Source organism: Rothia similimucilaginosa (assembly GCF_029850875.1).
Classification (GTDB): domain Bacteria; phylum Actinomycetota; class Actinomycetes; order Actinomycetales; family Micrococcaceae; genus Rothia.
Genome location: NZ_JAOVAM010000009.1, coordinates 46227 through 69331, shown reverse-complemented (window position 1 = coordinate 69331; position 23105 = coordinate 46227). Strand labels below are relative to the sequence as shown.

Sequence of the window (23105 nt, the reverse complement as noted above, 5' to 3'; positions counted from 1 at the left end):
AGGACGCCTCTTCACCCCACTGCATTAGGGTGAGGAGGCGTCCTCAGCCGCTGAAGAACTATAGAGCTCCTTCGTGCCCTTGTCCGGGAAAGAATCGCGCCGAACGACTGCCGCTCTCGCGACCTCACTCGCGCCGCCGACGCCCCGTGGGGTTTGCGTGCGTCTATACTCTCAAACACAACCTTGAAAGTAGCTCTATAGTTTTCTGCCATCGGTGATTGGTTGCGCGGTGCATGAATCCGGCTCGGGTCTGACATGACTGGTCAGGGCCCCGTCCAATCTGTCTCCCCTTTTTATCGCTGCCACGATATCAGCACTGGTCAGTGCGCTATGGGGAATGTGTCCGCAGGTTTTCTTGCGGCACAGCAAAAGTATTCCAGGAGTTTTTGAAAAAATCTATAGGGAAAGTTTTTGCCCCAAAATGCACTATTTTGAGCGTAGCTCAAGGTCAAATTGAGGCTCTGTGGACTCTTGAAATCAAAAGTTGGTTTATGTGGATTTATAGTGCATTTGCGCTCAGGAAATATTGTGAATAGCATCTTTACCGCACCTTTAAGTCTCAGCCTTAATCTGAGCCATTCCTGTACAAAAATGCAAAACTGGCAGTCAAAAGGTGATGGGAAACACATAAAAAATATTGATAAAAAGCCCGCTAAAGCCCCTCCGCTAGCCCTTATAGACATGATTCTGCCGGTTTGACAGATACCCAGGACAACTGATTTCACTAGGCACAGGTCAGAGGATATAAACCCGATAGATACACTTCAGCCCCGCAGTGCAGTACTGCGGGGCTGAAACGAAAACCTATGCGGTAGGTGGCACCCTGGCGGGCAATAACCTAGCGGGCAGCAATCTAACAGCTACTCGGTGGGACCGACCAGCGGGCCGACCTCCTCCTGACCGAGCAGTTCGCCGGAAGCTCGCAGGTCGTCCTGAATGTCCAGGAGCATGGACACTGCGTGGGTTGCGCCGTCGCGGTCGCCGATCTCTACGGTATGGGTGAGCCACTGGGCGATTGCAAACTCCGCGTAGAAGTTCGCGCGCTGCGCCAGGTAGGCGTCGGGTAGCTGAGGCATCTGCTGGCGGTACACCTCGATTAACTCGTCGGTGAAGTCGATGTCCTGGCAGGAGTACAGCCAGGCGAAGTCCTGCGCGGGGTCGCCCACGTGCACATCGGACCAGCCGGTGACTTCTACGATGCGTGCCGTCGAGGGCGTGACGTGCAGTACGAGGTTCTCGGCGCCCATGTCACCGTGGACCACGCGCGGGCGGAACTGCCACAGGGGTCCGGGGGAGAGCACGGTACGCCAGTGTGCGAGCAGATCGGCGGGAACCTTGCCGGTTGCGGCCGCACGCTCGAGCTCGGCGTTCTTACGCCGACGGATCTGCTCCGAAGAGTAGGAGGGCAGGTCGGCTTCGTAAATAATGTCTTCGGGCATCACGTGCAGGGTCGCGATGTCTTTGGCGATGATGGATGCCAGGGAAGGGCGGTTCGCTGCAACTTCGCGCCGGCTCAGCTCGGCGAGCTGGTCCACGTCGTAGATGGTGCCGGGGATGTGCGTGTACACGAATACGTTGCCACTCGCGTAGGGTACGGTGCTGGCGACGGTGGGTACGGCGAAGGGCAGTCGGGCGCGAAGGCCGGGGCTGAACGACTGCAGGATGAGGTGTTCAGCTTCAAGACGCATGCTGGCGTCGGGGCGGCGTGGAGCGCGCACTCGCCAGCGGCGACCGGTGGAGTCGGCGATGATTGCCGAGTCGAAGTCGTCGCTGTCTTCGCGGACTGGTTCGGCGCCGACAGGGTAAATCCCGGGCACTCCGGCGGAGACAATGGCTGCTAGCTGAAGGGGAGATAAAGTCACGGGTTAAGGTTACCAAACCAATATGTACCGTTTAGTAGTTTTTGGGATATTTATGTCAAGCGGTGAAGATACTTGTGGACAAGCCTAAACGTGCTTATCTGCGTATTCCTGCGCATTTCGTTGAGCTTCTAACCGTGCGGGTCCAAGGCGGGTTCCTCACACCCTGATTCCTCACGCCCTGAACGAAAGCAACAGTTAAGAAGCCGCGGTGGGTCTGGAGAACACAGGCTGGGAGAATACAATGGAAGACCGGCTATCACCGCCTCGCGCACCCGTATGCCCCGCGAGAGCGTATACCGCCTGTCCGTACCGCCCGCCTTACTGATGGAGCATTATGACCGCCACACCTCAGCAGCCTCAGCATATGATCTCCGCAGACGACATTCTTGCCGGGCTCGACCCGGATCAGCGTGCGGTCGCCACCGAGCTGGACGGCCCCATGCGCGTGCTCGCCGGTGCCGGTACCGGTAAGACCCGCGCGATTACGCACCGCATAGCCTACGGTATTGCGATTGGTCGCTACCAGGGCCCGCGCGTACTCGCCCTGACCTTTACCCTGCGTGCTGCGGAGGAGATGCGTACCCGCCTGCACCAGCTGGGTGCGCACGGAGTGCAGGCACGTACTTTCCACTCGGCGGCACTGCGTCAGCTGGTGTACTTCTGGCCGCAGGTGGTGGGCGGTACCTTCCCATCTATCGTGCAGAATAAGGCAACGCTCATTACGGAGGCGGCGAACCGTCTGCGCATCAGCACTGACCGTTCCCTGCTGCGTGATTTGGCATCGCTAATTGAGTGGGCGAAGGTTCAGCTGCTGACCCCGGACACCATCATGCAGCGTCTGAGTGAGAAGCAGCTGCCCTCGGCGATTACCCCGCAGAATATGCAGCGTATTTTCCAGGCGTATGAGGATTTGAAGGATGAGCGTAACCTCATCGACTTTGAGGACGTACTGTTGCTGACCATCGCCATGCTGGAGGAGGACGAGAAGCTTGCTGCGACCGTCCGTAACCAGTACCGCCATTTTGTGGTGGACGAGTACCAGGACGTGTCCCCGCTGCAGCAACGTCTGCTGGATGTGTGGCTGGGCGGCCGCGAGGATATTTGCGTGGTGGGTGATGCCTCCCAGACGATTTACTCTTTTACCGGCGCGACCAGCCGTTACCTGTTGAATTTTGCGCGCCGGTACCGCGGCGCGCATACGGTGAAGCTGACCCGCGACTACCGTTCCCATTCGCAGGTGGTGGAGTTGGCGAACCGTCTGTTGGCGGCGCGTCGACCGCATCCGGATTCGAGCCCGCATTCGTGGGCGCCGCCGCTGGAGCTGATGTCTCAGCGCGGCCCCGGCGTGGACGTGGAATGGTTCGGCTACGCGGACGATGAGCAGGAGGCCGCCGGCATCGCCGAGGATATCCGCGACCTGATTGAGAAGGACGGTGTGCCGCCTTCAGAGATTGCGGTGCTGTTCCGCACGAACGCGCAGTCGGCGGCGATTGAATCTGCGCTGGCTACCGCCCACATTCCGTACCAGCTGCGCGGCGCGGAGCGTTTCTTTGAGCGCCCCGAGGTCAAGCAGGCGATGCTTGCCCTGCGTGGTTCGGCCAAGTCCACCGACGGTACCGAGGACGTCACCCGTTACACCCGCGATGTGCTCGGCGGCATCGGCTATAAGGAGGAAGCCCCCCTTTCGGGAGGCGCCACCCGCCAGAAGTGGGAATCCCTCGCCGCACTCGTGCACATGGTGGACATGATGGCGCAGAACCGCCAAGAGCAGCTTCAAGAGCATCGCGCAAACCCGCGCCCGGGTGTGCCCGAGCCGCTACCTTTGACCATGCACGAGGTTGTGGCGACTCTGAACCATCGCAGCGAATTCAATGATGCACCGCAGGTCAATGGCGTAACCCTCGCCTCTCTGCACGCGGCTAAGGGCCTGGAATGGGATGCCGTGTTCCTATGTGGCCTGAACGAGGGCCTCATGCCGATCACTTTTGCAACCACCCCGGATGAGGTGGATGAGGAGCGCCGCCTGCTGTATGTGGGCATTACGCGTGCTCGCAAGTATCTGTGGCTGACCTGGACGATGACTCGCACCGTGGGTGGTCGCGGTCAGCGGAAGCGTTCGCGTTTCCTGGACGATATTGATCCGGCGAAGCGCCGCCGCAGGGCTGAAAGCGCCGGCTCGTCGTATAGCCAGGTTCGCTCGGCACCGGCTCGCCGTTCGTCGAAGGGAAGAGGAGAATATGGCTCAGCGTTTTAAGCGTGAAATTCTGCCCGCCACCGAGGACCGCCCGCAGATTGAGCTGGTCCGCTCGGCGCGCCGCACCCGCACCATCAGTATGCAGCGCGACGGCGTGGATGAGCACGGCAACCCCGCCTACCGTCTGCTCATTCCCGCCGCCAGCACGAGCGAAGAGATTGACGAGCATATCGCCCGCCTGCTGCCGCGCATTCAGCGTCGTGCCGCCCGCCGTGAGCGTGCCACACAGTTGACGGTCACAGACGAGTACCTGCGCTCCCGTGCCCTGCATCTGGCGCAGAAGCATCTGCCGGAGCTGGTTGCCTCGGGCAGGCTGGAGAGACTGTCGATTCGCTGGGTAAGCAATCAGCGTCAGCGCTGGGGTTCGGCAACCTACGCGAACACGCAGATCCGCATCTCCTCGGAGCTGCAGGGCGTACCCGAGTATGCGCTGGATTCGGTGATTCACCACGAGCTCTGCCACCTGCTGCAGCCGAATCATTCGGAGGCGTTCCGTACTCTGGAGGCGCGCTACCCGCAGCTGCTGCGGGCACAAGCCTACCTGGAGGGCTACGCGCTGGGGCGCTCGCGTGCTGAGGGCGAACACGTTGGGGATGGGCAGGGTGAAAACACCGCCGACTAAAGCGCTTCCCGAAAATCAACGAAGCAAAAACCAACCGAACACTTGAGCGGGGGTGGCTTGTACATTCACAAGCCACCCCCGCTCAAGGTGTCAGCTAATTACTTTTCGCCGCGCTACTTGTGCCGCTCTACTTTTTGCGGCTCAAAATCCCGATGTTTCCCGCGATGTTACTGCGCTCAGCGTTACTTTTCTTCGGGCGCGTCGCCGAAGCCACCGTCCAGTAGCTTCTGTAGCTCCGAGTCGAAGTCTACGTCGTCCAGGCTGATTTCGTTCATGCGCGCATCGTATGCGGTGAAGTCTTCCAGCTCGGCGGGGGTGGGCAGGGTCTCCGGGGTGTCCCAGAGGCCGTCGCGCGCCTCAATGCCGTGGGCGTTTTCGTACCAGCGCCAGAACTGCTGTGCCTCACGCACTAGGCGGGGGCGCAGTTCCAGGCCGACCAGGTTCTCGAAGACCTGCTCGCTGGGGCCGCCGTCGATGCGGCGGCGCGCCATAATTTCGGTCAGTTGCGGTGCCTTGGGCAGGTTGCGGGTCGCGTCCTCGGTTACGACGGATACCCAACCTTCGATGAGCGCGAGCAGACTCTCCAGACGTTGCACCGCTAGTTCCTGATCTTCGGTGCGCTGGGGGCTGAACAGGCCGCCTTCGAATGCTTCCTGTACGGCGTCGGGGTTGCTCATATCCACCTGGGATGCGGCGTCCTGCATGCGGTTCATGTCCACGCGAATGCCGCGGGCGTAGCGCGCCACGAGCTGAACCAGGTCTTCACGCAGCCAGGGGTTTGCCTTGTGCAGGCGAATCAGCGCAGATTCACGCACTGCGAGGTAGAGTAGGACCTCCTGTGGGGGAACCTCGATGCTGTCGGCGAGCTGCTGGTAGCCGTTGGGTAGTAGCGCGGAGGAACCGGGCGCGAGGGGGAAGCCCACGTCGGTGGAGGAGTAGACTTCACCGGCGAGCTGTGCGAGTGCCTGCGCCATCTGCGCACCAAAAATCACGGAACCAATGTTGTTCAAGAAGCCGCTGTTAAGGATCTGAGAGATTTCTTCGGGTACGTCTTCGGACGCGCCGGGCATGACCATGGACTGGGTGACTTCGGCTGCGACCGGCTCGACCATTTCGCGCCAGGAGTCGAAGGAATGCTCAACCCATTCCGCCTTGGACCATGCCTGCACCGGGTGGTTGTGGCGCTCAATGGTGGTCACCGCATCCAGCCAGAGGTCGGCGAGGTTCGCCGCGTCTTCTACTGCGCGCTTGAGATTTTCGGGTACGGAGGGGTCTTTACCCATGGAGACGAGCATCTGACGTGTCTGGTTCTTCACGTTGTCCCAGTTCACGCCGCTGGAGCTGTCGGATGCGCCCGCGCCGGAGAACATCGCCTGCACCTGCGCAAACATGCTCTGCATCATTGCGGGGTCGAAACCCATGCCCATGTTCTTCAGGTCTTCAGGGTCGATGCTGATGCCGAAGGGGTTCTGACCGCCTTCGCCGAAGAGTGCGCTGAAGGGGTTCTGCGCGTTGGAGGAGGTGCCCTTGCCGCCCTGGCCGGTTGCCCCCGCGGAGGGGTCGAAGCCCTGCTCCTGCATCTTCTTAATGAATTCTTCGAGGGGGTCGCGCTCGTTGGAGGCGCCGCCGGTGGGGTTCTCAGACATGTAGAAGCCTTTCGTAATCCGGGGGTGGGCGTAGCTGGCCCGCTCGCTGTCCAGCCTACCGATTTTTGCTGAGAATTTCCCGTGTCATTGCTGTGGAGGCGGGTTAATCAGCTAAGGGCTCACAATCTTGTCTTTGGGGTCAGGGTTTGGGAGTTTTTTCGTGCCGTTGTCACGGTCAGGTGCTGACAAAGCGTGGTGCGGGTCAGAGCGTGACCGCCTCCTGGTTACTCTATTTTTAGCGGGGTAACGGTGACCGCCCGCGTGTTGAAAAGCAGGTTTATCCGGTACTGTAGAAACCATGACTAAGTCCACCCCTGATGCTGAGCAACAATCGAACGCCGTCTCCGCGAGTGTGAAGAGTGATGAGAAGGCGGCTAAGCGTTTTTCGCGTTTTGCCCCGCGCCGTGTGAACCTGCGTTCGGTCAGCGCTGTGGCAACGTGCGCCCTGCTGGCTGGTGCTTTTATTCTGCCCAGTTCCTATGTGAAGGAGGGCCCCGGCCCGCTCTTTGACGTGCTCGGAACGTACCAGGAGAAGGATGTCATTGAGGTTTCTGGCGCTCCCAGCTATAAGACGTTTGGCAAGATGAACATGACCACGGTGTCGGTTTCGGGTGGCCCGTACACAGAGCTGTCCGGCGCGGAGGCTTTCTACAGCTGGTTGGCGTTTGACGGTAACCGTAGTCTCGTGGTGCCGACCGATGCCCTGTACCCGCACGTGAGCCATGAACAGGCAACGGCGGCGACCGGCGCGCAGATGGCTGATTCGCAGACTCAGGCGAAGGTCGCGGCGATGCGCGAGCTGAAGATGGCAGTGAATGAGAAGGTTCAGGTGCTTTCCACGGTCGAGGGTTCCCCGGCCGCGAGCGCGCTGAAGGCTGATGACCGCATCGTGAAGGTGGGGGAGAATCAAATTGAGACCCTCACCGATGTTCCGAAGGCGGTAAACGCCTCGAACGGTTCGCCGATTGACGTGACCGTGGAACGTGACGGCACGCAGCAGACGTTTAAGCTGACCCCGGTTCGTTCCAGTGACAATAGCCGCTGGATTCTGGGTGCTGGCTTGAAGCAGAGCTATGACCTGCCGGCGCACGTGCAGTACAACCTGGACGGTGTGGGCGGTCCGAGCGCGGGTCTGATGCTCGCGCTGGGTACGGTCGATAAACTGAGTGAGGGTACTCTGCTCGCCGATGAGGACGCCGGAGGCGACCCATACCGTAGCTACATTTCGGGTACTGGCACGATTGATGCTGACGGTAAGGTTGGCGCAATTGGCGGCATTAAGTATAAGATCCTGGCGACGGGCCGTTACGGTGCGCGTTATTTCTTGGCGCCGAAGGAGAACTGCGATTCGATTGTGAAGATGCAGGCGCAGGACCCCGACCTGTTCAACTACTATCACGCCGGTCAGGTGAGCGGCACGATGACTGTGATTCCGGTGTCGACCCTGGATGAGGCGGTGAAGACGGTGGAGGCGATTAAGTCCGGTACACCGGATGATTCCCTGCCCCGTTGCGGCTCCTAACGTAACGTTTCTCTCCGAGAGGTTCTAACCCGTATAACGTAGAAGTCAGCCCCGGTACTTTACGGTACCGGGGCTGTTCTGCGTCCTTTTCTCTGTCCTCACCTCATTATTTCGCGCCTCAAAATCTCTTAACCCGGTCATATTTCGCCCCGAGCTTCTACGAGTTTCTGCCCTTCTGCTGTACCTCTGAGATACTTAAAGGCAGTTATTTTCTCTGAACATATGATGAGCGAGGAATTGTGTCTGAATCGACCAATAACACCGCGCATCCCAAGCCGACGAATCCTGCCCCCAAGCGCCGTAGCCCCCTGAAGGCAACGATTGCTGTGGTGGCGGTGCTCATTGCTGCGTTTGTGGGTGCGTCCCAGGTGTACACGGACTGGCTGTGGTTTGACCAGCTGGGTTATAGCACCGTGTTCACTACCCAGATTTTGTTGAAGGCAGCTGTATTTGTTGTGGCTGCCCTGGTGGTTTCTGTGCCGCTGTGGACTTCGATGTCCTACGCGGTCCGTCATGCTGATGTGGCTCCGGACCCCGAGAAGAAGCCGCAGGCGACGCCGAACCCGAATCAGAGCGTACCGACCAGCGGCACGGATGCTGCCGAGCAGATGCTGCGTGACGTATTTGGTCAGCAGCGTGCTGAAGAGAGCATGCGCCGCTATCATGAGAGCGTGGATAAGGCGCGTAAGGTTCTGCTGATTGCGGTTCCGCTACTGCTGGGTCTGTTCATTGCTTCGGCGACGATGACTCAGTGGAGCACCGTCGCGCTGTTCTTCAACCAGCAGTCCTTCGGTAAGACTGACCCCGAGTTCGGCCTGGATTACGGGTTCTTCCTGTTTGCGTTGCCGTTCTTCCGCATGGTGGTGACTCTGGTGACCTCCGCTGTGGTGCTATCGGCGCTCGCGGGCCTGTTCATGCACTACTTCTACGGTGGTATTAAGGTGCAGCCGGGCGGTATGAGCACTACCGTGGCGTTCCGTCGTCACGCTGCGATTGTGGTGGCTGCGTTCTTGCTGACTCGTGCGGTGAGTTTCTGGCTGGATCGTTATTCGTCGACTCAGCAGCAGGTGGGCCGCTGGGCTGGTGCAATGTACACGGACGTGAACTCGTCAATCCCGGTGAACGCTATTTTGGCGATTTCTGCTCTGCTGGTGGCGCTCATGTTTGTGGTGGCGGCTTCGATGAATCGTTGGCGTTTGCCACTGATTAGCACCGCGATGCTGGTAATTGTTGCTGTGGTTGCTGGCGGCCTATACCCGTGGATCGTTCAGCGGTTCCAGGTGGTTCCGAATGAGCAGGGTGCTCAGGCGAAGTTCATTCAGCGCAATATTGATGCGACCCGTTACGCGTACGGTCTGGATAAGATTGAGGCCACCCCGTATGACGCGACGATTGATACCCGTGCCGGTGCGTTGAGCTCTTCGAGCGCGACCATTGCGAATATTCGTCTGTTGGATCCGAATGTTGTGTCCTCGGCGTTTGCTCAGATGCAGCAGTTCCGTCCGTACTACCGTTTTGATTCGCAGCTGGCGGTGGACCGCTATTCGGTGGGTAACACCACGCAGGATACGGTGTTGGCGGCTCGTGAGCTGAACCCGGCGCAGACGAGTGGCGATTCTTGGTATAACCGCCACGTGGTGTACACCCACGGTTACGGTGTGATCGCCGCGTACGGTAACCAGGTGGATTCTGCGGGTAACCCGAAGTTCTTGCAGTCCGGCATTAAGGCGACCGGTGCTCTGAGCGAGGACTACGAGCCTCGTATTTACTTTGGCATGAGTTCACCAGAGTATTCGATTGTGGGCGGTAAGGGCGATACCCTGGAGCTGGACCGTCCGCTCTCTGCTGAGGAAACTAACGCCTCCGATGCGAAGTACACTTTCGCCGGTTATGGTGGTCCGCGCGTTGATTCGCTGCTGGCTCGCCTGTCCTACGCGATTAAGTTCCAGTCCTCTGACATTCTGCTTTCGGATGCGGTGCGTGAGGGTTCGCAGATTCTGTACGAACGCAATCCGCTCGATCGTGTGCGTAAGGTGGCGCCGTACCTGAGCGTCGATTCTAAGCCGTATCCGGCGATTGTGAATAACCGCGTGCAGTGGATAGTAGATGCTTACACCACGAGCGATCAGTTCCCCTACGCGCAGGGTAGTTCCCAAGATGCAGCAACTGCTGCGGGTACTCAGCGTTCTAACTCGGTGAACTACATCCGTAACTCGGTGAAGGCTACCGTGGACGCGTATGACGGTTCGGTGACCCTGTATGCATGGGATGAGCAGGACCCGGTGCTGAAGGCGTGGCAGGGTGTTTTCCCTGGCACGGTGAAGAGCTACCGTGAGATGAACGCTTCGCTGATGAGCCACGTGCGTTACCCGACTGACATGTTCAATATTCAGCGCACCATGCTGAACAAGTACCACGTGACGAACGCCAATAGCTTCTACGCCGGTGATGATGTCTGGTCGATTCCGAACGACCCGACCAATGATCGTAACCAGCCGATTTCGCCCTACTACCTGTCCCTGCAGATGCCTGGGGATTCTCGTGCGCACTTCTCGTTGACGACTACGTTCATTCCTCAGCAGAGCGATTCGAACTCTCGTAACGTGATGTACGGCTTCCTTGCCGCTAATGGTGATGCTGGTACCGGTAAGGACGGCGAGCGTAGCCCCGATTACGGTAAGCTGCGTCTGCTGGAGCTGCCACGTTCTTCGGTGGTTCCCGGTCCGGGTCAGGCTCAGAACATTTTTAACTCTGATGCTGAGGTGTCGAACCAGTTGAACCTTCTGCGCCGCGGTTCGTCTGAGGTTATTAACGGCAATATGCTGACTTTGCCGGTGGGCGGTGGCATGCTGTACGTTCAGCCGGTGTATGTGCAGTCGAGCGGTGACGCTAAGTACCCGCGTCTGCAGCGTGTATTGGTAAGCTTCGGCGACAAGGTCGGTTTCGCACCGACTCTGGAGGAGGCGCTGAACCAGGTGTTTGATGGCTCTTCGGGTGTGAAGCTGGACGGTTCATCGTCGGCTAGCCCCTCGGCTTCTGGTTCTTCGGGCGCTTCGACCGGGGCTTCGTCTGTTTCGCAGTCTTCGGAGCTGAAGCAGGCTCTGACGGATGCCTCGAAGGCGATGACCGATGCTGATGCGGCAATGAAGAAGGGTGACTGGGCAGCCTATGGTGAGGCTCAGAAGCGTCTGGAAGCAGCCGTGAATAAGGCTCTGGAGGCTGAGGAGGCGCAGAGTACAGCTTCCGCTAAGGCTTCTGCATCGGCAGCTCCCAGTACCTCTACGACTCCAAGTGCTGCGGCTTCTGCAAGCGCCCCTGCAAGCGCGAAGCCCAGCGCCAGCGCTTTGGCTTCTCGTTAAGGTGCTGTGAAGTACAAGGTGCTGGGGTAGTGGGGGAGTACACCCACTAGGCGCTTGGGTTTCTGGGTCTAGCGTCCTCGACCTAGAACCGGAGCCTGCACTGGGTACGGCTCCTACTGGCTACCTCTAGCGGTCTCTGATGGAACGGGGTGGAAGCAATGGCTTCCACCCCGTTTTTGTGTGCTTGGTTACAAATAATGATTTTGGCTTGCGTGACCGGTTCTGGGTCTGTATAGTTATATGAGTCGCCGCGGGGTGGAGCAGTTCGGTAGCTCGCCGGGCTCATAACCCGGAGGTCGCAGGTTCAAATCCTGTCCCCGCAACGGATAACTCCCGATAGCTTTTAGCTATCGGGAGTTTTTTTATTCACCAAAACCTGTGCTCTCGCCTGCCTATCTTCTTTTGCCGCCTGCCTGTCGCCTGTTGGGCGGCTCTCTTTATCTCATGCCTTCTGTAATCCGTGGAGGGGATCTTCTGAGCCTTGTCGAGGTTGACCTGCCCTTTATGAGGGCGCTTCGGAGAAGTTGGCGGGGACTTGCCTGCTGACCCTTCAGAGGTGCTTAACGTGGATCTTCGAGCCTCTCGAAACTTCCTTAGAGAACTGCTTTGAAAGCACCTTGGGCTGGTCCTCTGAATGTCTCCCGATGTGTCTTTCGAGGTGTTCCTCAGTGTCTCTATCGAGGCTTAGGCGGGTGTGCTCATAGGGTGGGGCAGAGCTGCTTTTGGGCAGTTATTGGCCAGCGGTTATGCCTTCTTGAGGTGCTGCTTTTGGGTCCCTCAAAAAGGGGCTCTGAAGGGGGTTCTGGGGTGGGGCTCAAGAACGTGATAAGGGGTCCAAAAGGATACCTGAGTGAGGGAGTGGTGAGGGGATATTTTTGCCTCAAAGTGCATTCTCAAAGTGGAATATGCGAAAGTTGCCTATATTCCTGGCTTGGAAATCACCCGTTTTATCCCGGAATTCCGGGGTTTTTGGCAAAAAATGGGCTTCGAGTGCAACAATTCACTATGAAAGTGATTGTAGTCACAGGTGAAACATTCGAGTTAATTATAGGGTTTTTGAAAATTGTTCAAGAAACATTCAAAAACCCCGGAAAATCAAGGAAAAACAGCCCATTCAACCTCTACTTGAGGGTGGCTTAAGTTCGGCTAGAAGTTGAAGAAAAACTCTAGTTAAGATCTAATTTTGTTCGATACCCAAAAATAGCCCCAAAAAACCGCTGGAAAAGGCTTTTTGACCTGGTAGCTTTGAGTACATGGTCACCGCGGTTCACCGCGCAGTTCTCCGGATTGGCCCCGCGCCCTCCATCACATCAGACACCCCCGCAACACGTACGGGCTGGTTGATGGAAGCGTTCCGGGTAGCGTCACATCCGCAGGCCGACCGCCCATAGGACGTCTCACCTATCGACCATCTATCACTCAACCACTTACGGGCCTTTGCGCCCCAGAAACATTAACAATGAGGACAACCCCATGGCACTTCGCCCCCGTACCGTTAAGGCTGGCTCCCTGGCAGCTATCGCCGTACCCTCCGTACTCGGTAGCACCCTGGTAGCACCCGCTTCCGCATTCGCACCCGTTGTTCAGGACATTCCCGGCGCAGCTACCGCAACCACCGCTCCCAAGCCCCTGTTCACCTCCACTGTGCAGCCCACCCTCTCGCAGGTTTCTGTGCAGATCCGCCAGCAGGCAGAACAGGCAAAGCAGACTCAACAGATTCCCGCAACGACCGCGGTTCAGCCCATCCAGCAAACCTACACTGCTCAGGCAACTCAGGCAGCACAGCAGGCGACCCCCTCGGCTACCTTCCAGTCCGCACAGGCTGTTCAGGCTACCCAGGCGGCTCAGCCTTCCGCTCAGCCCACCCTGGCACAGATTGCCCAGACCCCCGCAGCTACCCAGAATGCTACAACCCCCACCGCTCAGCCCGCGCAGAGCGCACAGGCTACTCAGGAAGCATCCGGTGTGGCGGCAACCCGCACCAACCAGACTTTCCTGTCCTACACTTCCCCGGCTGGTACCACCTCGCAGTACCACGTCTACGCTGAGGGCGTGGACTTCTCCAAGCCCGTTGGCGTGGTCTTCTACTTCGACGGCGACTACTGGCGCAACGATCAGTCCAAGGTCTACGACCCCTCCGGCGAGCTGGCTCAGATGGCTGCATCCGCAGCGGCACAGAACATGCTGTTCGTGCCCGTCATCTCCCCGGACACCAACCGTTACGATGCTGGCGTGACCTGGTGGGAAGACATGGATCGTAACGGTGAGTTCTTCCGTGCCTTCGCATCCTCCTTCATCGCGGCTAACGGTGTGGACTCCTCCAACGTGTGGACCATGGGCTACTCTGGCGGCGCTGAGTTCATCACCTACGAACTGAACACCAAACCCCAGACCTGGCGTAACAGCGGCGGCTCCATCATGGTCGCTGGCGGCGGCCTGGACGAGGGCACCCCCTCGGATGCGCTGAAGTCCCAGCCCATGTACTGGTACGCCAATGCGAATGACGGTACCGGCGAGACCTACCCGCAGACTTGGAGCGCACGAGGCGCGGTTAAGGGCGGCTACAACGCCTACCGCAACGCCGGCTACACCAACGTTTCCGCGACCGTTTTGAACGGCTCGGGTCACTTCGACTACAACTTCTCGCAGATTCTGAGCAATTCGCTCACCAAGGGTACGGAAACCGCCGCCCCTAAGGTCGAGCAGAAGACCGAACAGAAGCAACAGAGCACTCAGCGTGCCCGCACCATGCGCTCTGCAACCTACCAGAGCTACACCTCCCCGGCAGGTACTACTTCCCAGTACCACGTGTACGCGAACAACCTAGACTACTCCAAGCCTGTTGGCGTGGTCTTCTACTTCGACGGTGACTACTGGCAGCGTAACGAGTCCAAGGTCTACACCCCCGACGAGGGCATGCTCGCGGCAATGGGCAAGATCGCTAACACCCGCAACATGGTCTTCGTGCCGGTCATCTCCCCGGACACCAATGCATCCGGCGACGGCATCACCTGGTGGGAAGACATGAACACCAACGGTGAGTTCTTCCGATCCTTCGCGAAGTCCTTCATCAGCCAGAACAACCTGGACGCTTCCCAGGTGTGGACCATGGGCTATTCTGGTGGCGCTGAGTTCATCACCTATGAGCTGACCGACCACAACACCACATGGCGTAACGGTGGCGGCTCCATCATGGTCGCAGGTGGAGACTCGGACGGCTCCATCGACGCTGACGCAACCACCAAGGGTCTGCCCATGTACTGGTGGGTTGGCGCGAACGACACCTCCGGTAACACCAACCCCGTCACCTGGAGCGCACGAGGCGCAGTCGAGTCCGGCTACAACGCATACCTTGGCGCAGGCTTCTCCGACGCCCGTGTGAAGCTGATTGACGGCTTCAGCCACCACGACTACGATCTGCCGCACATCCTAGCGTCCTCCCTGGACTTCGCGGGTAAGACCCCCGCACTGGGCTACAGCGACCTGTCCGATTCGAACCCGAACTACAACGAGATTAGCTGGCACTCTGATCACCGCATCATGATCGGCTTCGCGGACGGTACCTTCCGCCCGAACGCATCGGTCAACCGTGCACAGCTGGCAACCTACCTGTACCGCGTGGCTGGTCGCCCCGCAGTGAACGTACCGGCTGTTTCGCCGTTCAGCGACGTCCCGGTCAACCACCCCGCATACAAGGAGATTTTCTGGCTGAGCCAGCAGGGCATCAGCGGTAGCGACTTCCGCCCCCTGGAGGCCGTCACCGAGTCCACCATGGCTGAGTTCATGTACCGTGCAGCTGGTTCCCCGGCACAGGACCAGGGCGGCTATGCCTCCCAGGCTCTGGCGTGGGCTGCCTCCAACGGTATCGGTACCGGTTCCACCTCTAATGCTGCGGTCACCCGTGACGCTATGGCAGGCTACCTGTACATCTACGCGAACTAAAGCTCGCACCCCTTAACGCATAAAGATCCGCCCCGTTCCTGATGAGTTCAGGAGCGGGGCGGATCTTTATAGGTTTAGCCTAAGAAGCTATGCGCTAGACCAGGCTTAGAGAGTCTGGGTGGGGGATTCCACAGCCAGGGGAGCCGGAGCTGCTGGAGCGTTCTTAGCCTTCAGAGCGGCCAGGCGAGCGTCCAGCTCGGTCTCGCGCTCCATCTGGTCCAGGGTGTTGAACTGTGCGTCCAGGGAGGAAGCTGCCAGTTCCTGCTGACCGATGACGCGTGCCTCTTCGCGGCGAACCTTCTCTTCGAAGCGGCTCATCTCGCTGGTCGGGTCCAGGACATCGAATGCCTTCAGAGCGTCGTTCACCTGAGCCTGAGCTGCTGCAGTCTTCTGACGTGCAGTAAGCTCATCACGCTTGTACTTGACCTCTTCAAGCTTGGAGCGCATCTTCTCCAGGCCGTCCTTGAGCTGGTTGACGACCTGAGTCTGGGAAGCCAGCTGGGGCTCAACAGCCTGTGCAGCCTTCTCAGCGAGCAACTGCTTGTTCAGAGCGATCTTAGCGAGGTTGTCGAACTTGTCAGCATTGGCAACGTCGCCAGCTGCGCGGAATTCATCAGCCTTGTTAGAAGCTGCCAGAGCCTTGGTGCCCCATTCCTGAGCGGCCTTGACGTCCTCTGCGTGATCCTTCTCGAGCAGACGCAGGTTGCCGATGGTCTGTGCTACTGCAGCCTCCGCCTCGCGGATGTTGTTGGTGTAGTCACGAACCATCTGGTCCAGCATCTTCTCCGGGTCCTCAGCTGCATCAATCAGAGAGTTGATGTTTGCCTTAGCGAGCTGTGCAATACGGCCGAAGATGGTCTGCTTAGCCATAATCTCCTACTTTCTGTTCACGGGCTGCGGGGGGAGCACTACGCTCCTCGTGAGCCGTGCCCGTATAGCTAATTATGTGGCAGATTTCTGGGTGCATGCTGTGAACATGATGCACGCCTGATTTCTGTTACCTAAACTTCTAGTAAATTACCTTAGGTGTTTTCCGGCTGGGGAAGAAACCGGTGAGGTAAGCTACGTACCCTCGCCAGTCAGGGTATAGAAAAAATCTGCAGAAACCGACCGGCAGGATCGTTAGCATGGAGGCGGTTAGAAGCTACCGCCGTCACCGCCGCCGCTGCCCCAATCGCCGCCTCCACTGAAGCCACCGCCCCAGCTTCCGCTGCTACTACCGTCACTGCTGTGGCCACCGTTGCTACCCCAGCTACTGGTGCCGGAGTTTATCGCGGTCATCAGAGCGCCCAGCAGCAGACCCTTCGCAAGGTCACCGCCGAAGCCACCGCCGCGGTCATGGTTGTTGTAGTAGTTGCCGACCTCGCTCTGAGCGCGGTTCTGTGCATCGGTTGCCTTCTGGATGGCCATATTGGCTTCCTTCATAGCGTTCAGCGGATCCGAAGAAGCCAAGCGCTGAGCCTGATCCAGGTGACGCTCCGCCTCAGAAACAGCAGTCAGAGTCATCGGGCCCACCGCAGCACGGCGGTTATTGATGTAGCTACGCGCACCGTTCACAGCAGCGTAGGCAGAACGCATTGTACGATCCAGGTTCTGCGATGCCGCACGAGAACGCTCGCGGGTAGCACGCATATTCGTCATTGCCTTATCCAGCTCAGCGGAGAGCTGATGTAACTGGTTCACCAGAGTTAGTGGGTCATTCGGGCGAGTCGAAGCGCTCTGGGTGACCTGGTTGAGTACCGCCTCCATACCGGCGGCGACCGCACCCAAATCATCGCGACGCTGAGAAGCCGCGAGGCTCTTCGCCTCAGCCACGTCACGCTGAATGCTCAGCAGGTCGGTGCTCAGACCCAGCTGAGCCTGCTCTAGCTCATGCGAACGGGTATTCACGGCCGCACCCAGCGCCTGAATCTGCGAGGCTGCTTCCTCGGCGGTGCGCAGATGAGCAACCGCCTCCGAACGAGCCGTAGCAACGGTCGCCTTAGCCTTCTCAACCTCCGCAGCGCACAGCACCATATTCGACTCCAACAGGGTAGGAGTCTTGGAAATGGGCTCCAGGGCGCTGGGCAGGTAACGTTCCTTCAGCGCGCGGTACTGAGCGGCAATCTCTTCCACCGAGGCACGCAGCTGCGGTAGGCGCTGAGCCAGAGCCTCAATAGCCGCAGGTGCCTCCTGCTCCAGGTTGCGCAACTGAGCCAGCTTAGCGTCCTGCTCCTGAGCAATGCGGGTGACTTCCTGAGAGTTATCAATAATCTCAGTCAACCAAGCACGCTGCTCAGCGTCAGTATCCGGGATGTTATCGGTTAGAAGCTGCTGACGCTGGAAGGACCTACTCATCAGATCCTCAGCACGCGCAATCTCCTGAGCGAACTCGGTGACCTGCTGATCGTTGTACTGGGCGCGCGCGAACTCAAGCTCCTGCTTCGCGTGGCTCATCGTCGTATCAGCCTGGAGCAGGGCGCTACCGGCACGAGTGTGCAGCTCCTCCAATGGAACCTCCGGAATGGGGGAGTAGTTGCGAGGCGTGCCGTAGGAACGCTGAGGCTGCTGCTGCGCGTTATTCTTCTTGCGGCGGCGGTACATCGCGTAACCACCGGCACCCACGGTTGCCGCCGCGCCCACACCGAGCACGCCGGTCACCAGGCCAGAAGAGCTACCTCCCTTCTGAGCCTCGATACCCTCAACCGCAGCCAGTGCCGCACCCATATAGTCGCTATTCTGCAGCTTCGGCTTGATGTAGTTCTGATACACCTTCGTCTGCTGGTCGCTCGAAAGAGTCTTGGCGCTACCCGCCAAGAAATACGCCTGGCGAGACTCGGTAGCAATCACCAACACCACATCGGCAGAACCCCAATTGTTCTTCGTAGCAAGCGCCTTCGTCCAGCTTGAAGAAGTAGACGGGTTCTCAAACTTATCGATAACCACCACGTGCAAATCCACGTTGTGCTTCTTCGACAGAGCCGAAATCTTAGACTTTAGGGTAGCGGTATCACCCAAAGAGTTCGTGGAATCGTATACGGTGGTGCCCGTAATCTGCATCGGGGCAACAGCCAACGCCGACGTGCTCAAAAATGCAGAACCAGCCGGCAGAACCACCGGGGCACAAGAAAGACCAGCCGCCAGCACGGTGGCACCCAAGATAGTGCGCAGGCGAGGGCGTGCGGGACGAATCTGACGCGCAAAGGCGTGCTCGGTCATGGTCTTTCCTCCGTTATCGTGAAGTACGAACTGACCTGCACTTCACGGCGTGCTTGTTCATCGCACACCTTAGTGCCGGTCACATTATTAGTGTAGCGGTGGCCTAGTCACACAGACGCACAGATACGAGAATATTGCGACGCTATTTGCCACCCGTTTACCGACTTCCCAGGATTTATACAGGAAAGCCGGGGGCTAGCCTCACGCTAGATCCCGGCTCACCGGCTATTCAGTTAATTAGCGCCGCCGCGCAATCTCCAGATTACTTATCAGATGCTCCACTACCTCCGCGGCACTAACATCGTGGATACTCTGTACCACACCGTTCACCACCTGAACCCGCGAAGACAAGGCGTACATCCAGCCTAAGAACTGCACATAATTCAGCAACCTAGAACTGGAATCTGCCTGTTCCCGCATCTGCGACCACAAAAAGGGTGTAGTCGGCACGCTACGGCCCTTATACATCTGGGAGTTAGAACGGGCGTCCAGAAGCTCAGCGAGCGCCTCAATATTTTCAGTCAGCTCCTTCAAATCCTCATCAGCGGCAGAGGGACCAACGAAATGACGATCAACCAGGGGCCAAGACATGTAGCCACTACAGCTACTCACCCACGCCAGCTTTAAACGCAGATTCTGTAGGCGAAGCACCTGCTGCAGAAGCCGCGAATGGGTCCGCAACACAGACAGCGGCATGGAGGATAACTTCATCTCTTCCGAAAGCAGACCCTCGGGGGAACCCTCCCCGGAAAACGCCTGATACGGATCTGAGACGCCCAGTAGAAGCACCGTTCCCTCATAATGAACGAACGCCAGAACCTCGGGGACACTTGAGAGAGAACGGATGCGCTCGCCAATGGTTGGCAGATCCTCCCGATCGGGGGCGTACTGTTCGCGCCTGAACATCAACGTATGGATAGGCTGCTTGGCAAGGTGGGGCGAGTAATGAGCAAGTGCCCGCAAATCGGTTACAACCTCCGCCAGAACGCCTTCCTGCTCAACCTGCAGAAGCTCCTGGATAAGCTCAATGATAGAGCGCGCCTGCAGACTCAAAACTGCGGCGCAGAACTCCGCATCCTGAAGCTCAAGACGCACCTTTTCCAGGTGCTCTTCGAGCGTGGACTGTACGCCCTTGAGCTCAAACTCACTCAGCTGTTCTGGGTGGAGCATGCGGTGCGTACCGTCCTCGCTGGAACGGTAGAAAAGCTCGCTAAACTCCAACGTAGACTGAACGCCCTTCAACGCCCGCTCTCGCAAGTGGGGTAGAACGTCAAAGGCAACTTCCGTCATCTCATTCCAGACCTTGACCTCATCGAGATTCGAGTCCTTGCGAACAGTCTTCTTCCAGGTCTCGGCAAGTTGCATGGCGCGGTCAAAATCGCTCAGCTCCACAGAAGCCGCCAGCTTCTGCGCGCTCTCACGCAGATAACGCACCGCGTAGAGGCGGTCGTTCAAAGAGTCCGGGAGGGTATCCTCCAACAGACGCCAACTGAAGGTACGCTCAAAGCACTGTTCCGTCAGGCTAATGACGGCGGCGCTCAGGGAGAGCGCATGATCACGAGCAAAAGCGTAAGAACTCGGGGCATCCGCCAGACGAGGTAGGGACGTATAGAACTCTAACGCCCCGCTCAGCTTCAGCTGAGACATCCGGATGGTTTCTTCCAGCTCGGCGGCAAGCCCCGTACGGTCAGCCTGGGCAGTCTCTTTGAAACTGTGTAGCGGAGAAAACTGCGCACGCTCCAGCGTCTGCAGGTTCATGACCGCACGCATGAGGTAGTTCTCTAGAATATCGACCTGCTGCCAGCGCGGACGCTGATTCAGCGGAACATGATTCTCTTGCGCGCCCACCAGCAGATGCTCCGGTACACCGCTAATCGACGGCAGTGCAAAGACTTCATCCTCTGATGTACTGACAGAAAGCACCATGGGGTAGCGGCTGCGCTGCGCATCCTCTAGCGGGGGAATGAGCTTGTGATTGGTACTCAAAGAGAAACGATCGGAGGGCTTGCTCTCAGGCGCCTGCTGGGGAACCTCCTGCTGCGGGCGCTCTTCAGGCTGCGCCAGGGTGCTCAGGGGCGTGCTCTGTTGCACCTGGCTTTCTGCTGAATGGCTCTGCGCTGAAGAACCGGAGGCGCCACCTACCTGCATCGGCTCCAGAGGCGATGGCACCGCCACCGGCTGCTGAGCACTATGACCCGGCTGAGCCTGCTTCGGCTGGTAGCGCATCGGGTAGCTCACCGTGCCCTGAATCTGCTGAGACTGTGCCTGCTGCGGCGCAGGCTGTGAAGGCCCCTGCTGATCGGGTGCCTGCGGGTGCGGTACCTGCTGATTCATCGACTGGTTCTGTTGCTGTTGCAACACTTGCTGTCTAATCTCACACGCGCGACGGCGCGAGGGGCTCAACGACGCGAACAACGCTACCGCTGCGTAGATCAGAACAAAGATAAGCAACGCGTACAGACGTGTTGTACCGTCCGCAGAAGACGCCACCGCCGCAGATGTGACCGGCAGCGCGCCAACAAGAGCGAAAACAGCAGAAATAATCCTCATAACTTCACCATAACCCAGCTAAATCCTGGGTGCCCGCAACGCCGTCGCCTTACCGCATACTAAAAGGGAAGTAGCCCGGGTACCGGGTGCTTTCGCCCAGTGCCTCCTGCGCTCGCACCACGGTTAAAAGACGATGCGGCGTAAGCCCTCATGCAAGGGTTCACGCCGCATCGATCATCACTCAACTCACTATCGTACCCGGGCAGGTCCTCACACCGCCCCTTCGGGACATACTGGGGATTCTCGTCCCTTCCGGTGCAGGGCTCTTATCTCCCGCCCCGGAAACTATCAAATTCTATGCGCTACCTACCGGTGGTCAACACCTGTGTAGCCAGTGGCTGCGTCAACTCGGCAGTTTTTTCCGCACGATGACGGCGGTGCACCGTTCCCGAGCAACAGGCCACAATACCCGCACCGATACCGATGGAGCTTGCCAAGATCGCACAAAAAATCAGGGTTCCGATCATCATGGGTTTCCTCCTTTGTCCTCGTCTCTATGCACCTGAAACATTACGGAGCAACCCTGTGACCAAGCTGTGTACCAAGAAGCATCAGGCTGTGTAAACCGTGAAGAAAAATTGGGCGCTTTAAAAGACAAACCTGAGAGTGAGTAGCGGACAAAACCCCAAAATAAACTAGCCGCCGAATGAATCGCCGGGTAGCTCAGACCAGCTAATCTGCCCCAAATGAAAGGGGCGAGAAAAATTCCCAGCGAACTCCCCGATTACTAACAGCAAAAAGATACAGAATGCTATAAAACACCCTCTACAGTAGAAACATAGCGTGCGCTCAGGGTGAGGTACACGCTCAACTCTAGGAGAACTCATGACTCAAAACAACGGATGGTTTTACGGGGGCAATGACGGCGTCACGGATGCAACCCGTCCCATGCAGAACGTGAACGGACAGGCAAGCTACCAGCAAGGCCAGAACGCATACCCGCAGGCATACGCCTCTCCCGGATACACCTACCCCCAAGCCGCCGCTCAGGTTAGCGCGGCACAGGCTGCACCCCAGAATACCTATAACAACAAGCGTTACGGTGCCGGCGTTGTGCTCACTGCAGCCCTACTCGCAGCCCTCGTCGGTGGTGGTGTCGGTGCGGGCGTCGGAGGCGGTATCGCTGCCTCGAACAACAGCTCCTCCAGCACCTCCTCCCGCGGCTCCGTCAGCTCCAATATCAGTAACTCCTCCACCGTGGCAGGCGTAGCAGAAACCGCGAAGAAGGTCCTGCCCTCCACCGTGACCATCATGGCGTCAAATGGCTCCGCCTCCGGCGGAGGTAGTGGTGTTGTCCTCGATAAGGCCGGCCACATCCTCACCAACCATCACGTGGTCACCCTCGAATCTTCCAGAGAAGCATATATCATTGAGGTTCGCCTAAGCGATGGCACCGTGCGCACCGCAACAGTGGTGGGCCTGGACTCTGCAGCTGACCTGGCGGTTTTGAAGATTAACCCTTCCGGCCTGGATCTGCAGCCCATCACCTGGGGCGACTCCTCCAAGCTGGTCTCCGGCGAGGCTGTGGTTGCCCTCGGTGCACCGTATCGTCGTAGCGAATCGGTGACTGCCGGCGTAGTCTCAAATGCAAACCGCGTGCAGCCTGCTGACTCGAAGGGCCAGAACTACATCCCCATGATTCAGGTTGATGTGCCCATCAACCACGGTAACTCCGGCGGCCCGCTGGTGAACCTCAAGGGCGAACTGATCGGTATTAACGCGCAGGGCCAGGCAAGTCAGGACGGTGGCACCGCTGATGGTATGGCGTTCTCCATTACCTCCAACTACGCCAAGCGCATCTCCTCCGAGATTATTGCCAAGGGTAAAGCAACTCACGGCTACCTGGGCGCAAGCGTAAAGAACACCCCCGCGGACACCGGTTCGGGCTCGTCCAAGCTCATCCCCGGTGGTGTTGAAATTGTCTCGGTAGAATCCAACAGTCCCGCCGCCAAGGCAGGTCTGCGATCCGGCGACGTCGTGATTGAAGCCGACGGCCATGCTGTCACCAAGAGCGAAGAGCTCAACGGTACCGTACGTGCCGCAGCGGCAGGCTCCGACCTGAAGCTGAAGATCAAGCGCGGCTCCTCCACCCAGGACATCACCGTGACTCTGGGCAACGCCGACAGTCAGAAGTAACCCCTCGCGTCTGA

The 23105-nt window shown here is 58.5% G+C and carries 13 protein-coding genes and 1 tRNA gene; 8 read left to right on the top strand and 6 right to left on the bottom strand.

Annotation, left to right across the window (positions count from 1 at the left end; genetic code table 11):
• Nucleotides 1-860 precede the first annotated feature (860 nt).
• Complete coding sequence (locus QFX05_RS07625) at nt 861-1862, bottom strand: phosphotransferase (RefSeq protein WP_279742131.1); 1002 nt, start codon at nt 1860-1862, stop codon at nt 861-863.
• Nucleotides 1863-2196: 334 nt separating this feature from the next.
• Here QFX05_RS07625 and QFX05_RS07620 point away from each other — a divergent pair, with 334 nt between their 5' ends.
• A complete protein-coding gene (locus QFX05_RS07620; RefSeq protein WP_279742130.1) occupies nt 2197-4116 on the top strand; it encodes an ATP-dependent helicase in 1920 nt (639 codons plus the stop codon).
• Nucleotides 4100-4738 (top strand): M48 metallopeptidase family protein, encoded by a 639-nt coding sequence (locus QFX05_RS07615; protein ID WP_279742129.1) that lies wholly within the window; start codon nt 4100-4102, stop codon nt 4736-4738. Before QFX05_RS07620 ends, QFX05_RS07615 begins: the two co-directional genes overlap by 17 nt.
• Nucleotides 4739-4920: 182 nt before the next feature.
• Here QFX05_RS07615 and QFX05_RS07610 read toward each other — a convergent pair whose 3' ends face one another.
• The gene (locus QFX05_RS07610) at nt 4921-6384 is read right to left on the bottom strand and encodes a zinc-dependent metalloprotease (protein WP_279742128.1); all 1464 of its coding nucleotides are present in this window, start codon (nt 6382-6384) and stop codon (nt 4921-4923) included.
• A gap of 298 nt (nt 6385-6682) precedes the next feature.
• Here QFX05_RS07610 and QFX05_RS07605 point away from each other — a divergent pair, with 298 nt between their 5' ends.
• From QFX05_RS07605 to QFX05_RS07585, 5 genes are all read left to right on the top strand, one after another.
• Nucleotides 6683-7906 carry a YlbL family protein gene (locus QFX05_RS07605; RefSeq protein WP_279742127.1) on the top strand — a complete coding sequence of 408 codons (1224 nt, stop codon included), beginning with the start codon at nt 6683-6685 and terminating at the stop codon, nt 7904-7906.
• Nucleotides 7907-8145: 239 nt separating this feature from the next.
• Nucleotides 8146-11265: a UPF0182 family membrane protein gene (locus tag QFX05_RS07600; RefSeq protein WP_279742126.1), complete on the top strand. Its 3120-nt coding sequence runs from the start codon at nt 8146-8148 to the stop codon at nt 11263-11265.
• A 249-nt stretch (nt 11266-11514) separates the two neighbouring features.
• Nucleotides 11515-11588: transfer RNA gene (locus tag QFX05_RS07595), tRNA-Met, on the top strand.
• Nucleotides 11589-12072: 484 nt separating this feature from the next.
• Complete coding sequence (locus QFX05_RS07590; protein ID WP_279742125.1) at nt 12073-12405, top strand: hypothetical protein; 333 nt, start codon at nt 12073-12075, stop codon at nt 12403-12405.
• 333 nt (nt 12406-12738) lie between these two features.
• On the top strand, nt 12739-15207 hold the full coding sequence (locus QFX05_RS07585; protein WP_279742124.1) for an S-layer homology domain-containing protein: 2469 nt from the start codon (nt 12739-12741) through the stop codon (nt 15205-15207).
• A 105-nt stretch (nt 15208-15312) separates the two neighbouring features.
• On the opposite strand, the gene QFX05_RS07580 is transcribed toward QFX05_RS07585, so the two are convergent.
• The 4 genes from QFX05_RS07580 to QFX05_RS07565 form a co-directional block, all read right to left on the bottom strand.
• The gene (locus QFX05_RS07580; RefSeq protein ID WP_279742123.1) at nt 15313-16077 is read right to left on the bottom strand and encodes a PspA/IM30 family protein; all 765 of its coding nucleotides are present in this window, start codon (nt 16075-16077) and stop codon (nt 15313-15315) included.
• 267 nt (nt 16078-16344) lie between these two features.
• Nucleotides 16345-18405 (bottom strand): TPM domain-containing protein, encoded by a 2061-nt coding sequence (locus QFX05_RS07575; protein ID WP_279742122.1) that lies wholly within the window; start codon nt 18403-18405, stop codon nt 16345-16347.
• 237 nt (nt 18406-18642) lie between these two features.
• Nucleotides 18643-20955, bottom strand: a complete 2313-nt coding sequence (locus QFX05_RS07570) for a non-ribosomal peptide synthetase subunit (protein ID WP_279742121.1) — start codon at nt 20953-20955, stop codon at nt 18643-18645.
• A gap of 302 nt (nt 20956-21257) precedes the next feature.
• Complete coding sequence (locus tag QFX05_RS07565; RefSeq protein ID WP_279742120.1) at nt 21258-21425, bottom strand: hypothetical protein; 168 nt, start codon at nt 21423-21425, stop codon at nt 21258-21260.
• A 355-nt stretch (nt 21426-21780) separates the two neighbouring features.
• Between QFX05_RS07565 and QFX05_RS07560 the strand changes: the two genes are divergently transcribed.
• Entirely contained in the window at nt 21781-23091 is a 1311-nt protein-coding gene (locus QFX05_RS07560) for a S1C family serine protease (RefSeq protein WP_279742119.1), read from the top strand.
• Nucleotides 23092-23105 lie beyond the last annotated feature (14 nt).